Origin of the sequence: Actinoplanes nipponensis, from assembly GCF_016862275.1 — a bacterium.
GTDB classification, from domain to species: Bacteria; Actinomycetota; Actinomycetes; order Mycobacteriales; family Micromonosporaceae; genus Actinoplanes; species Actinoplanes nipponensis.
This window is the reverse complement of record NZ_BOMQ01000074.1, coordinates 1-12,398: the sequence shown is the minus strand read 5'-3', so window position 1 is coordinate 12,398 and position 12,398 is coordinate 1. Positions and strand designations below refer to the sequence as shown.

General features: G+C 66.0%; 12 protein-coding genes. 2 read left to right on the top strand and 10 right to left on the bottom strand.

Annotated features, from left to right (window positions below; genetic code table 11):
- Positions 1 to 49 precede the first annotated feature (49 nt).
- Positions 50 to 1,531 carry a GGDEF domain-containing protein gene (locus Ani05nite_RS30975; protein ID WP_203774288.1) on the bottom strand — a complete coding sequence of 494 codons (1,482 nt, stop codon included), beginning with the start codon at positions 1,529 to 1,531 and terminating at the stop codon, positions 50 to 52.
- A gap of 765 nt (positions 1,532 to 2,296) precedes the next feature.
- Between Ani05nite_RS30975 and Ani05nite_RS30970 the strand changes: the two genes are divergently transcribed.
- Positions 2,297 to 3,787 carry a deaminase gene (locus Ani05nite_RS30970; RefSeq protein ID WP_203774287.1) on the top strand — a complete coding sequence of 497 codons (1,491 nt, stop codon included), beginning with the start codon at positions 2,297 to 2,299 and terminating at the stop codon, positions 3,785 to 3,787.
- A gap of 456 nt (positions 3,788 to 4,243) precedes the next feature.
- Here Ani05nite_RS30970 and Ani05nite_RS30965 read toward each other — a convergent pair whose 3' ends face one another.
- The 9 genes from Ani05nite_RS30965 to Ani05nite_RS30925 form a co-directional block, all read right to left on the bottom strand.
- A complete protein-coding gene (locus tag Ani05nite_RS30965; protein ID WP_239130811.1) occupies positions 4,244 to 5,677 on the bottom strand; it encodes a tyrosine-type recombinase/integrase in 1,434 nt (477 codons plus the stop codon).
- Positions 5,674 to 5,856 carry a helix-turn-helix transcriptional regulator gene (locus tag Ani05nite_RS30960; protein ID WP_203774286.1) on the bottom strand — a complete coding sequence of 61 codons (183 nt, stop codon included), beginning with the start codon at positions 5,854 to 5,856 and terminating at the stop codon, positions 5,674 to 5,676. Before Ani05nite_RS30960 ends, Ani05nite_RS30965 begins: the two co-directional genes overlap by 4 nt.
- The gene (locus Ani05nite_RS30955; RefSeq protein ID WP_239130808.1) at positions 5,853 to 7,649 is read right to left on the bottom strand and encodes a replication initiator; all 1,797 of its coding nucleotides are present in this window, start codon (positions 7,647 to 7,649) and stop codon (positions 5,853 to 5,855) included. Before Ani05nite_RS30955 ends, Ani05nite_RS30960 begins: the two co-directional genes overlap by 4 nt.
- Positions 7,646 to 8,200 carry a DUF2637 domain-containing protein gene (locus Ani05nite_RS30950; protein WP_203774285.1) on the bottom strand — a complete coding sequence of 185 codons (555 nt, stop codon included), beginning with the start codon at positions 8,198 to 8,200 and terminating at the stop codon, positions 7,646 to 7,648. The genes Ani05nite_RS30955 and Ani05nite_RS30950 overlap by 4 nt, the downstream gene beginning before the upstream one ends.
- Complete coding sequence (locus Ani05nite_RS30945) at positions 8,197 to 9,534, bottom strand: FtsK/SpoIIIE domain-containing protein (protein ID WP_239130806.1); 1,338 nt, start codon at positions 9,532 to 9,534, stop codon at positions 8,197 to 8,199. The genes Ani05nite_RS30950 and Ani05nite_RS30945 overlap by 4 nt, the downstream gene beginning before the upstream one ends.
- 505 nt (positions 9,535 to 10,039) lie before the next feature.
- On the bottom strand, positions 10,040 to 10,474 hold the full coding sequence (locus tag Ani05nite_RS30940; RefSeq protein WP_203774283.1) for a hypothetical protein: 435 nt from the start codon (positions 10,472 to 10,474) through the stop codon (positions 10,040 to 10,042).
- Between the two features lie 101 nt (positions 10,475 to 10,575).
- On the bottom strand, positions 10,576 to 11,316 hold the full coding sequence (locus tag Ani05nite_RS30935; protein WP_203774281.1) for a GntR family transcriptional regulator: 741 nt from the start codon (positions 11,314 to 11,316) through the stop codon (positions 10,576 to 10,578).
- Complete coding sequence (locus Ani05nite_RS30930) at positions 11,313 to 11,627, bottom strand: hypothetical protein (RefSeq protein ID WP_203774279.1); 315 nt, start codon at positions 11,625 to 11,627, stop codon at positions 11,313 to 11,315. The genes Ani05nite_RS30935 and Ani05nite_RS30930 overlap by 4 nt, the downstream gene beginning before the upstream one ends.
- Positions 11,628 to 11,664: 37 nt before the next feature.
- Positions 11,665 to 11,937: a hypothetical protein gene (locus Ani05nite_RS30925; protein ID WP_203774277.1), complete on the bottom strand. Its 273-nt coding sequence runs from the start codon at positions 11,935 to 11,937 to the stop codon at positions 11,665 to 11,667.
- Positions 11,938 to 12,192: 255 nt separating this feature from the next.
- Between Ani05nite_RS30925 and Ani05nite_RS30920 the strand changes: the two genes are divergently transcribed.
- A partial coding sequence (locus tag Ani05nite_RS30920) for a winged helix-turn-helix domain-containing protein (RefSeq protein ID WP_203774275.1) occupies positions 12,193 to 12,398 on the top strand: 206 nt, incomplete at its 3' end.

Here is a 12,398-nt window from a genome sequence, read left to right as displayed (position 1 = left end):
GCAGATGGGATGGCCGCCGAGCAGGGGTGTCGGTTGGTCGTTGCCAAGATCAGTCGATCAGGTTGGAGAAGCTCCGCCAAGCCGGCGGCAGCTCAGTCGGCAACGCGGCCGGGTCTGTCGTGATCGGCCTGAGCGGAGCGGACTTGCGAGCACGCTTGCGTTCGTACATGGCGGCGTCGGCGGCGGCGATCAACTCATCCGGCGCGAGGTTGCCGTCCTGGACGCTGGTTGCGGTTCCGACCGTCACGCCGATGCTCAGCGTCGTACCGTTCCAAAGGATCGGCTTCGTGAGCGCGTCTTCGACGCTCTGCCGCAGCGATTCGGCGACGGTGCGGTCGACGCCGGGACAGTACGCCAGGAACTCGTCACCACCGACGCGCGCAACGATGTCGCTCTTGCGTAATGCGGCCGCGAGACGCCGGGCGACGCATCGGAGCACTTCGTCCCCGGCTTCGTGGCCGTAACGGTCGTTGATCGGTTTGAAATCGTCGAGATCGCAGTACAGCACGGTGGCTGTCGAGGGCGGGTCGTGTGCGGTTCTCGTAAGGGCGTGCTTGACGTCGGTGAAGAGCTTTCGCCGATTGACCAAGCCGGTGAGGTCATCATGGTTGGCCTGGTACTCCAACTCGTCTCGGTCCTGCGATCGTTGAGCCAGGAGCTGACGAGCGCGGATGAGGACCATCGGCACCATGGCCAGGGGCCCGAGGGTCAGCAGCAATCCGTCGGGAGCCTCTCCGAACAGTTGCGGAATCCCACCCACGACAGGAATGGCGATGAGCGCGCCGCCGAACAGGCTGAATCGGATGTTCGTGGGCACCGCGTAGTGACTCGCGGCGGGTTTCGTCAGGGTGCCGCCTGTTGGATGCAGGGCCGCCGCGCCCATTAGCAGGTAGCCGGCCATGTAGCACAAGCCGGTGACCGCCGAAGCGATGCCAGGGGTGTTGCCGGTCGTAGTGAAAGACACGTCGCCCATGACGGCGCAGACCAGCGCGCCGAAAAACAGCCACACGCTGACCTGCTCGCGGCCGGCCGCCTGGGCGATACGCAGCATCGACCCGAGAATGCCCATCAACGCCAGAATCTGCACCAGAACGCCGATATGGCGGTGAGTCGGCGTCTCAGCGGCCATCAATGCGGGGTGCAGCGCATATTCCCAGACCGGTGATGCGGCTGCAATGCCGAGAACTGCCGCATCGATGACGTCGCCGCTGTCATCGGAGGCACGTCGCCTCACCACCAGCAGACTGGCCGCCAGAAGAGCCAGGTAGCCGGCGATCTGGAACGGCGCGATCGGCCAGACGGAGACACCCCCGTGCAGGGCGTCTCCCACCAAGGACAGGGCGTTCACCACCGTCAGCAGCGACAGGCCAACAGCCACCAGGTTCCACGGCAACCGGTACGCATGGCGATGAATGCGCCGAGCTGCCACGACCGCGACCAGGGCGGCCATGCTTGCCAAGAGGAGCGCCATCTGATGCCAGGTCGCACCACCCACGGTGAAGACCGTCACGAGCACAGCAGACACGACCATGAAGTACACGGTCGCCGTGCGGCCGACCTGGCGTACCGGAGCATCCTCTCGAAGTGCCACACTCGTGTATCGGCGCTGCGGGTCGAATTCTGACGATCGCAGCGAACCACGTTCTACGGCGATGTATGCCTGCTATCAGGCGCCGGCCAAGCTGCTCTGCGACGACGGCTGACCATGACGATGCCTCCCGCGGGGATGTCGGGCGCCCACAACCACTCGCGACGAGCCGGATTCGGCTGGATCAAGCGGGACCTGACGAGAACGGCCCCGGAGCGCGTTTCCGCAGCTTCCGGGGCCGTTCTGTGTGCCTGTGGCGGGTAGAGGATTCGAACCTCTGTAGCTTTCGCGACGGATTTACAGGGAGCTCCTTGTTCCGGCATGTGCGACGGCGTTGCGCTGGTGTTTCTGCCCTCTTCGCCCTACCGGATCGGGTGGGCGCCCACGATCCGCCCATAGTGCGCGCGCTGGCCGCATGCGCTGCGGAACCTTGTACTTGGCTCCCGGCCGTTACTCGGTCAGGTGTCCGGGCGTGGGCCGCTGAACCGGGCGTCCGCCGGAAACGTGGTCGCGGCTCAGCGTGGAGGTGAGGTGAATCGTCCCTTAAAGCTCTTTATTGGGTGCTCGTGCTGGTTTGCGATCGGATTACTTTATGGGACCCGGGTTCCGGTCTTATTCAGTCAGAGCCACCCAGGCTGACCTGCTCTCGGCGAGTGATTTGCATCTATGTTTGCATGTGAGGTGAGGTCTGGCGTCTTGAATGACGTAATGAACGAGTCAAGCACCCACCCCGAATCTCATGCCCTTCCCCTTGGTCACGAGCTGTTTTTTGCACTAGTACGACCCGTTGGGGTGGCGGGGGACGACTTTTGTCGAAAGCTCGCGGGTGTCTTGCTTTCTTATAACTACGATACGCAGTTTGTTAAGCTAAGTGATATTCTGGTCGATCTTCTCCTTTCCGAGGACAAAGTAGACCTGACGTCTGATTCCTATGATGTGCGGCTTGGCAAGCTGATGGACTTTGGTAACGGACTCTGTGAAAAAGAAGGGTCTGCCGCGGCGGTTGCGCTACATGGAGTCGCAGATATAAGGCGTCGAAGGGAGGAGGTGCGCAAGCCAAGCGTTGGCGGGGGCGGTCTCGCCGAGACTTCGCCCGCTAGAACCTGTTATGTAATTGACGCGCTGAAGCGACCCTCCGAAGTTACCACACTGAGGGCGATATACGGAGACGGCCTATTCATTGTTGGCCTTCAGGCATCGATTGAAACGAGGCGGCGTACACTCACCACCGAAATGACCCCTGCATCACTGGGGAAAAGTGCTGAGGATGTTTTAGAAACGGCATGCCGGCTGATTGAGCGTGACTTGCAGGAGTCCGGCTCGTATGGGCAGAACATGTTGAAGACCTTCCCGATGTGTGACATCTTCATTGACATCGACTCTCACGTGGGTGATCAGACCGAGCGTGTCGTGGATTTGATTTTTGGTAGTCCGTCCTTTCATCCCCCAACATCCAGTGAGTATGGAATGCAATTGGCCGACGACGCGCGGACGCGATCAGCCGAGCTTGGACGCAAGGTGGGTGCAGTGATGATGCGAGACGGACGTTCGGTCATCGGTATGGGTGCAAATTCTCATCCGATAATCGAGGCGTCTCCTAGCTTTGACGCCAGCATGGTTGCGGTGAAGGAGCTAGTCTTGGATACATTGCGAAAACTGGGAGACAGCCATCTCCGTGAAGAGACTGTAAGCTGCCTGACTAAGGATCCGAACCAGTTGGTAGAGGATTTGCTCAACGGCGCCCTCAAGGACGCTGATATTCGGGATCTGACCGAGTTTCAGAATACCGTCCATGCCGAGATGTCGGCGCTGCTGGACGCGCTAAGATCCGGCCATCGAATTGATGATTCAGTTATCTATGTGACTGCCTATCCCTGCCATGGTTGCGCCAAACATATCATTTCGCTTGGTGTGAACGTAGAATACCTTGAGCCTTATCCGAAAAGTCGCGCATCCGCCATGTACGGCGATGCTGTAATTGGTTCATTCAAGCCATTTACTGGCGTCTCGCCTCGGAGATATCGGCATCTATTTGTAGTAGCTGAAGATCGCAAGAGTGCGACCGGTCGAATGAAGCCTTGGGGTCGATATGAGAGAAGTACGGCGATTCCGCTAACGGCATCGATGGATGGGGAAGCAGTCTTGGCTAGGGAGAGTGACGCCTTGAGCGCTCTGCAAGGTCACAACTCCGGAGAGTAGTGTAAGTAATTGGGGTGATCGTGGAGTTCTGACGAGTTACGACTTGTTCGAGTCGTGGTCGATGAGGTTTCGGTCACGCGGACGTAGACACCGCTACTAGACATGCGGCATCCTTCGTCGGATGCGTGGCGTGAAGGTCGAGGATGAAGCTATGAAGTTTGCCAGGATTGAGCAGGCGACGGATCGGGTGCGGCGCCGCTCGCAGGTAATTCGCGACGCACAACAGCTTTTTGCGAGCCGATCTCCGATAGATCAGAGCTCTCGGCTTTATGTCTTTGAAGCCGCTGAGGCTGAGGCGCAGGCAATCCTCTGTCAAACCAGCAGGGATTCATTGAGGTAGGTCGACTCCGGTTTATCCGGCTGGAGCAGTGCACGGCGCCGACTGCTCGGCGTCTCTCGCCGGAGACCGCATCTGTGCAATTCGAGCATGATAATCCACGAGTAAAGCCTGCCAGGTCACCCGAGCGCCCCGCCGATCCGGTCATTCATCCCGGCGTCACCCCCGTCGATGCAGTTGGCATATACCCGGAGCAGGACGGCGACGCTGTGTCCGAGGCGGCGGGCCACCTCGGTCGCAGGCACATCAGCGTTGAGCCATAAGGACGCAGCGGCATGGCGCAGGTCGTATGGCCGGCGGGCCAGAGGTGAGGCGACCTGTGGAGGAGTGAATGCCTGTTTACGGGCGAGCTTCCACCACCGGTCGTAGACCGACTCGGAGAGCGGCCCGCCGTGTAGACCTCGGAACAGCCGGCCATCCGGCGCCGTGTCGTAGTCCTTGATGTGCTTGTGGAGCAACGCCACGAGCTGCGGCGGGATCGGAACCGGCCGGGTGTCCTTGCGTGCCCGGTGCTTGAGACCGCGCCGCTCGTGTGCCTGGCCGTCGTCGGTCCACGCCGTTCCGGACCGAGGTGCGGTTTCGGCGAGAGTGATGCGTCCCCACCCGTACTTGATCTTCTCGTGTTGGCACGTTCCGGCCGGCGTAGCCGTGACGTCGGACAGCTCGGTTTCGCAGCTCACGCAGCTTCCGGGCAGCACGCAGTCCGGCCGGCGCAAGTCGGCCGCCTCGGACGGTCGCGTTCCCGCGTAGTACAGGCACCCGAAGAAGGCGGTGACCCGATCGGCCCGTTTGCCGAGCGATTGGAGAGCGTCGAGCAGCGCGGTGACCTGGGCCGGATTAGCGACGACGCGGCGATCCACGCCCGAGGCGACCTCAGGCGCCGTCCACTGGAGCCGATCGATTGGGTTGCCGTCGAGGCGGCCCAGCTCGACGGCATACCCCACCGCGTTGTAGAAGATCGCGCGTTTGCGCCGGATGGTGCTGGCGGCGGCCGGCTTGCCGTCGATCCTGGTGCAGAGGCCGTCCAAGACCCGGCGGACGGCTGCCAGCGTGTCCAGATCCGTGACCGGCAGCGACGCCCGCTCCAGCCAAGCCAGCGCCGCAGCGTGTGTCTCGGACGGTTCCTCGGACCAGCGGCGAGGGTTGAGGGCGTAGACGTACAGCGCCTCCCGCAGAACGGCATCGGCGGGGCGCCCGCGTCGACTGCCCGACGTCATCAGAAGGGTCACGTGCGTCAGCGCTTCCACGGTGCCCCGCCGAGACTTGGCGGCGAGCCGAGGCCACTTCCCCTTCATGTACTCCCGAACGTGGACGTACCAGGTGACGGCCTGCTGTGCCCGCGCCTCAGCCCACGGCCGACCGGATTCGGTGTCAAACGGTTGACCGTCGTTCGCGGCCTTGACCAGCTCCGAGCGGAACGAGTTCGCGAGAGCCTTGGTACGGAACGTGTCCTCGAATCGCTTGCCGGCCACCGCCCACCGAACGCGATACGGCTTGGCCTTGCGATCGACCCGTTTGGTGATCTCCCAGACCTGAAACTCGAAGCTCTTCACGCCGCCTGCCCGTCGAGTTCGCCCAGCCACTCGTGCAGCGCCGTCCGGCGAATACGCAGTTCGCCGTTTGGCAGCTTGATCGTTCGCGGCCCCTTGCCGATCTGCCGCCAGTAGAACCACGTCGAGCGGGATACGCGCAGCTCAGCAAGGACTTCCGGAACCGTCAGCAGCTCGTTCATCTGTCCCCCTCGTGGCCGCACGCCGGTTCGTTGTCGGTTGCCGAAACATCTGGCTCTTCCTGTCTTCTCGCTGCGGCGAGCTGGGCGCGACGTTGGATGCGTTGGGAGACGGCGCGTAGAAGCCGGTGCTCCAGCGGAGGCAGGTCTGGGTCGCCTGGCCGTGCCATCTCCCACGCGAACGGCGACGGGCTGGCCACGTGGTGATCGGCCGGGGGCGAGTCGTCGACGGCAGCCGTGACGCCAAGCAGTGCCTTGACCCAGGCGTGTGCGTCGGCGCGGTGGTCGCGCAGGGTCTTGCCGGACCAGTTGCGCGAGACGAGCACGCGGCGTCCGCCAATGCCGAGGGTGTTCTTCTGGTGGACGCGGCCCTTGCAGTTGCCGGGCCGCAGCTTGCCGGTGGCGTTCTTCGGTTGGACGCCGTAGAGCAGCCAGTTCGCGCATCGGTCCGAGCAGGGCGTGACGCGCAGCTCGCGCCAGAGCCGGTCGGCGTGGTCGCGTTGCGGGTCGCTGGTGTGGTCGTGGCATTCCGCGGCGGCTTTGGTGACGTACTTGGTGATGTAGCCGATCGTTCGTTCGACGTCCTTGCTGCCGGGGTCGACGCCTTTGGCCTTGACCTGCGGGCCGAACCGTACGACGTGTGCCGGCTCGGCGTCCGGGTCGTCATCGATGGCGTCGAGTGCGTCCGCCCAGCCGGGCAGCGGAGCCATGGTGTCCGGGTCGACCCACGCTTCAGCGTCGGTGTCGAAGATCGGGGGCCGGTCGGGTGCGTACCTGAGTCGGTCGGCGGCCGGCCACCACACTTGGTGGTAGGTGGCGGTGGAGACCTGTTCGAGCAGGGCGCGGGAGATGGTGCCTCGGATGGCGAAGTGCGCGTGCGGTGCGAGTCGGCGTTGCGGCTCGACGCAGCCGGCGTATTGGACGTTCCAGCCCGCCGCGCGGCGCAGGTTCTGCCACATGCGGTCGAGCAGTCGGGGGAAGTGCACGGCGTCCCAGGCCGCCCGCCGGTAGTCGTAGGTGTTCGGGTTGACCGGGGTGCCGATCAGCGGGTCGTTGTCGGTGTGCCGTCGTCGGCACGGGCACGGCCGGCCCGAGGGGATGGAGTGGACCGGGCCGTAGGTGTCGAGGGTCAGGGTCAGCCACATCGAGGGTTGGTGCGTGCTGCCGTCGCGACCGATGTAGGTGCGGCCGACGGTGCGCGGTTCGACCTTCTGCCGGGGCAGGTCGGGTACGTCCTGGCGTCGCCGGGTGGACCGGACCCGGCGTGTCCGGTCAGCGTCGCCCGGGTCGTCATCGTCGCCGGTGTCGTGCGGAGGTGCGATGCGCCCGCGCAGTCCCTCAGCTGCGATGGCTGCTTCCACTTCGGTGATGGCGTCGTTCAGCTCGGTGACTTGGTCCCATTCGGCGGCCTGTTCGGCCTGGGCGCGGTAGAACTCAAGATGTGCCCGCAGCGAGATCAGCGCGATCTGGTCGTCGGTGGCGGCGGCCGGCGGGGGCAGCGGTTCATCGGTACGGTGCCAGCCTTCCCGGATCTGCACCTGCCGGTAGTGCCGCGCCCGCTTGGCACACGGCGGGCACTTCACGTCTAGGGTCGCGCCGCAGGGCAGATCGATCAGCTCGGTGGCGCCGGTGGTCAGGTCCGTCCGGCGCAGGGACACGGGCCGGATGCAGACGCCGTGGTCGATGGCGAGGTTCTTAAGGGCGTCGACGGCCCGGGGTAGTGCCAGCCGAGCGGCCCGCGATCCCGGCCGGGGCGCGTTCTCCCGGTTCGGGAGGGGCAGGGTGGGTGTGGTCAACGGTGGTTCACCTCCGAGGTCTGCAAGCGGGTGAAGGCGCCGGCCGGAACGGGCACGACGGCAGCAGTGGTCCGCGCCCGGGGCGCCGGCGGTTCCGGTTCGACAGGCGGCTCGGTGTCGACCGGCAGGGGAGTGGGCTCGTCAACCCCTGGTGTGCTGTCGGCCGGGGTGGCGAAGACGAGCTTGACCAGGGCCATGAACGCCAGCGCCGGGACGGCGGACAGCAGCCAGCCGGACGGGCTGGGTGAGGCGACCGCGAGTTGCGCGGCCAGCGACAGCGCCGCAGATGCCAGCAGCAGCACCACCGGGTAGCCGATCGACGCCCCGATGCGCTGGCGCCGGCGGATGGTGAGGAACGCCGCGACCGGCACGAGTTCGGAGATGACCGCGTTGACCCAGCCGAACGCGCTCGGCGTACCGGCCGGGACGTGCCGCATGGTCCAGTCGTGCACGTGGGTGAACGACGCCCACCCGGCCGCGATGGCGACGACCGCGAGGATCAGCACCAACAGGGCGGATTCGATCCGTTCGCTGCGCGCGGTGCTGGTCATGCCGCACCGCCTTCGACGGTTTCGCCGTCGATGACCTGGAGCCGGCTGTAGGTGGCGGCCATGTCTCGGATGGCGTCGTCGGTCAGGAAGGAGAAGCGGACCCGCATCGGGGTGGGGTCGCCGTCGAGGACGACGTAGCCGACGCCGGGTGTGGTCTGCGGGATGCGGTCGCCCAGGGCGCCCCGGTCGCGCATCCCGTCACCGAGGACCATGTCAACCTCGCCCGGCTCCGACAGCCGCAGCGCGATTCGCGTCGGGAACAGCCCACGAGCCGGGAGCACCTCCTTGCGCGGGTCCTGGATCGCGGCCACGACGTGCACGCCGACCGCGCGGCCCTGCGACAGCACGATCCCGAGCGACGCCTTGATCCGGTCCTTGAGCTGCCGGTCGGTCAGGTACGCGGTGAGGTTCGCCAGCTCGTCGATGATCAGCACGATCAGTGGCTCGGCTGGTGTCGGAATGTGCTGGCGGGTGACGCCCTTGAGACGCGCGGCCCTGCTTTGTGCCTCGCGGGCGGCTTCTTCAAGCATGGTTGCCATCGCGGCGAAGTCCTTGCTGGCGAAGCGGTCGAACAGTGGCAGTCCGATGCCGAGTTCCATGCCGCCCTTGGGGTCGAGGCCCCAGAGCTTGACCAGTCCGGTTCCGACGCCGCCGGCCAACGAGCGGACGATCGACCAGATCACCGAGCCCTTGCCCGAGCCGGTCGCTCCGACGACGAGGACCTGAGTTCCGAACAGGCGCAGGTCGAAGACCTCGCCGTCTTCCTGCCGGGCCACCGTCAGCGCGGTGAAGTCCGGTACGGCCGTGGTCGGGAACGGCGCGACGGTCTTGGTCAGCGGGTCGCCGCGGAGCAGGACGAGCACCACTGTGCCGAACGATGGGCCGGGCATGGCCTTGACCTGCCGGACGCCGAAGGTGTGCGCGAGGCGTTCGGCGACCTTGCCGAAGTCGTCCGGGATCTGCCCGGTGACCATCCGCACGAGTACGACGTCAGCGCCGGGACGGCACCGGACCCGCTTGAGGATCGGCAGCACCGTATGCCGGTCGAAGGACACGGCAAGTTTCGCGGTGACCATCGCGGCCTGCCAGCGCCGCCGGTAGGTCCAGCGCCGGAACCGGGCAAGGATCGGGTACCAGCCGAAAGGCAGGAACGACGGGCGGTGCCCGAAGCCCCAACCGGTCGCCGCAGCAGCGATCCCGCCGGCCGTTGAGGCCGGACCGACCCAGCCGTACTCGGCGTAGAGCCACAGCAGACCCGTGGCGGGACCGGTCGCCCACCAGTACCGCACGTAGGTCACGACCAGCCAGGCCACGGCCTTGATTGCCTGCCACATCACGAGAAGCCAGATGGGCAGCCGTAGGACCGGCGTGCGAACGGTGAACGGGGCAGTCGGGATCGACTCGCCATGGATCACATTGATCAGCGGCATTCCCCTGCCCCCTTCCGGCGGGCGGCGTGGAAGCGGTCGAGGTCAGCAAGGAACTGGCGAATGTTGTCGAGACGCTCTGCGTCGCTCCGGTGGGCCATGTCGACCCATGCCTGAATCCGGCCCACGGTCTCGGCGTACCGATGAGCGATCTCCCAGACGTCCGGTGCAGGCCGCGCGTCCGTTGCAGTGGGCCGGTCGCAGCCCGGGCACTGGTCGGCAGCGGGCGGCAGCGCAGCGAGCAGGCCGCAACCTCCGCAGGTGCGCCAGCCAGCGCCGTCTCGCGTCGTGATTCGGGCAGCGTCATTTACTGTGGGCATCACAGCCCGTCCCTTCGCAGGTGGTGGGTTGAGCGCCGGGGCGGGGAGAACTTCTTGGCGGTTGTTGGCCCCGCCCCCGACGCGTCAAAAGGTCAGGCAGCCTTGGCCGGCTTGGCGGCGGACTGCGGGGCGGTCATCTCACTCGCGCGGATGGACCACGCCTGCCGCGCCCGGCACTTCGCGCCGTTGCCCTTGCACTTCTGCGAGTCCACGTACGGCGTCAGCGTCACGCCGGTGAACTCCACCATCGGCGGGTAGCCCGGCACCATCGAGGCCGGTGGCACCGGCTGCTGCGGCGCGACAACCTTGACCTTGAACTCCTTCGTACCGCCGAACTTGCCCGCCTCCGGGTCCAGGTCGAGGACCTTGACCAGCCAGATCCGCTCGCCGGTCTCCTTGTCGCGCAGCTGGTCGTCGCCCTGGCCACGCTTGTCGAAGTCGGTGGCCGGCTCGACGCCGAGGCAGAGCGCACCATGCGGCGCGACGTACTCCCACGGCACCGGAACCTTGATCGAGTTGGGAATCACTGAAGTGGACTCCTCCGCCAGCACTTGGTTACTTGACTAACCAAGTTGGCCCAAAGCTAGCACATGACTCACTTGGCTAGCCATGTCGAGTGATGCCGTAATTAGCGGAGTGTGAAAGCCTCTTCGAGGCCCTGCGCTGGGACCGGAAACGCCGCGTCGATCACGAGCAGCGGGTGGCCGGCGACGCTACGGACCACAAGCAGGCTCGTCAGCAGCGAGGATCTGCGTTCAAGGGTGAGCAGCACCGACTCCCGCGCCGACGCCGATCGCACGGACAGCCGTTCCGCGACGTCCATCGCTACGAGCCGCCGGCGCCGTTCCAGATGATCCAGTGCTCCTTCGCGGAGCAGGTTCGGCAGGTGGAATGCCGTTCCGCTGGAGGCGACCGCCGGTAGATATACGGTGCTGAGCATCAGCCAACCGGTCGCGGCCGCGGTGAACAGGCGTTGCCGGGCGACGACCGGCTCACCGACCGGGATGGACAGCGTCGCGGCGATACGCGCCGAGGCCGGCGCCCGGCCAGCACCGATCAGCGTGGCGTCCGGTGCCTCCGCGGCGTGCAGCGCGGTGCGGACCCGGCCCGGAGGCTGCGACGCGAGCGCCGATGGTCGGCCGAGGACGACGCGGCCCTTGCCCTGGACGCCTTCGATGTAGCCGAGCTGGCGCAGGTACTCCAGCGCCCGTACCACAGTGGACCGCGATGCGTCGAACTCGCGGACGAGCTGGGCCTCGCTCGGCAGCATGGCCCCGACCGAATAAGCGCCACTGTCGATCCGGTGTTGCAGGGCGTCGGCGATACTCGCGTACTTCGCGGCCGTAGGTTCGATCGGCACGGTCGTCATCCCAGGTTCGGCGGTGCGGCAGGCCGGCGCTGGACGGGAAGCCCGGCAGCCGGCGCGTCGGTGACGCAGACGGACACGTGCACCAGAGCTTGAGTCCAGCCGAGCGAGTAGCCGGTGTCGGCGATCTCGTCGCCCTCCAGCCAGACCCAGGCGCCGCCGTACCACTGCGAGATGTCGAGCCGGACCCGCCGCACCAGCAGTGCAGGACCGGAGTCGCGGTACCGGCACCGACCGGCGGGTATCCGCACCAGGTGCCCGACAAGCTGCCCGGCGGGGACCGGCAGCCGAGGCGCGACCGCGATCGGGCTCATCCCGCCCACCCTGCGAGGAGCAGCGCGAACATGCCGCTCACCATCGGTGGCCCCGATTGCCGCGGTGCGAGCTGCGATCGGTGACGGGATCGCGGCCGGTCATGGCGAAGGTGAGACCGCGATCGGCGAGCTGTCGGGCGACGCACGGGTACGTGATGGCCGGCCGACAGAGCAGGCACCACCCGTCCGGGCCGGGCATGTGGTCAGCGAACAGCCGGCGGGAAAGCCGCCACACGAGCGGGTTGATGCATTCGGCCGGCGGATCGATCGGCGGATGCCGGCCGTCGAACGCGGGTAGCGGTTCGCTCATGTGTGCTGACCTCCGCAAGCGGCATGGACGACACCGAGGCGGGCGGGGTCGCGGGGGACGTTGCCCAGCACCCACCCCGGTGCCAACTTCATCGCGAGCGGCAATATCGAATGAAAGATCAGCATTCGGCATCCGAGCGCGAGCAAATATGACTAGCTTGGCTAGTCATATTGACCGTACGGATGTCGGCGTGCCTACGCAAGCAGGACCGCGCGAGATTTCCTAGCCTGGCTAGCCAGGCTTTACCCTGCTGGAGTGAACGTGGATGCCCGCAGCCTCGATGACCTGGAGCCGGACGACGCCCGCCCGGCCTCCCAGCAGATCGCCAACGTGCTCCGCGCGGCGATTCTCACCCGCAAGTTCGCGCCAGGCGAGCGGCTGCCCTCGCAGAACGACTTGGCCGAGCGCTACGGCGTAGCCCGCGAGACCATCAAATCGGCGCTGCGCATCCTGCGCGACGA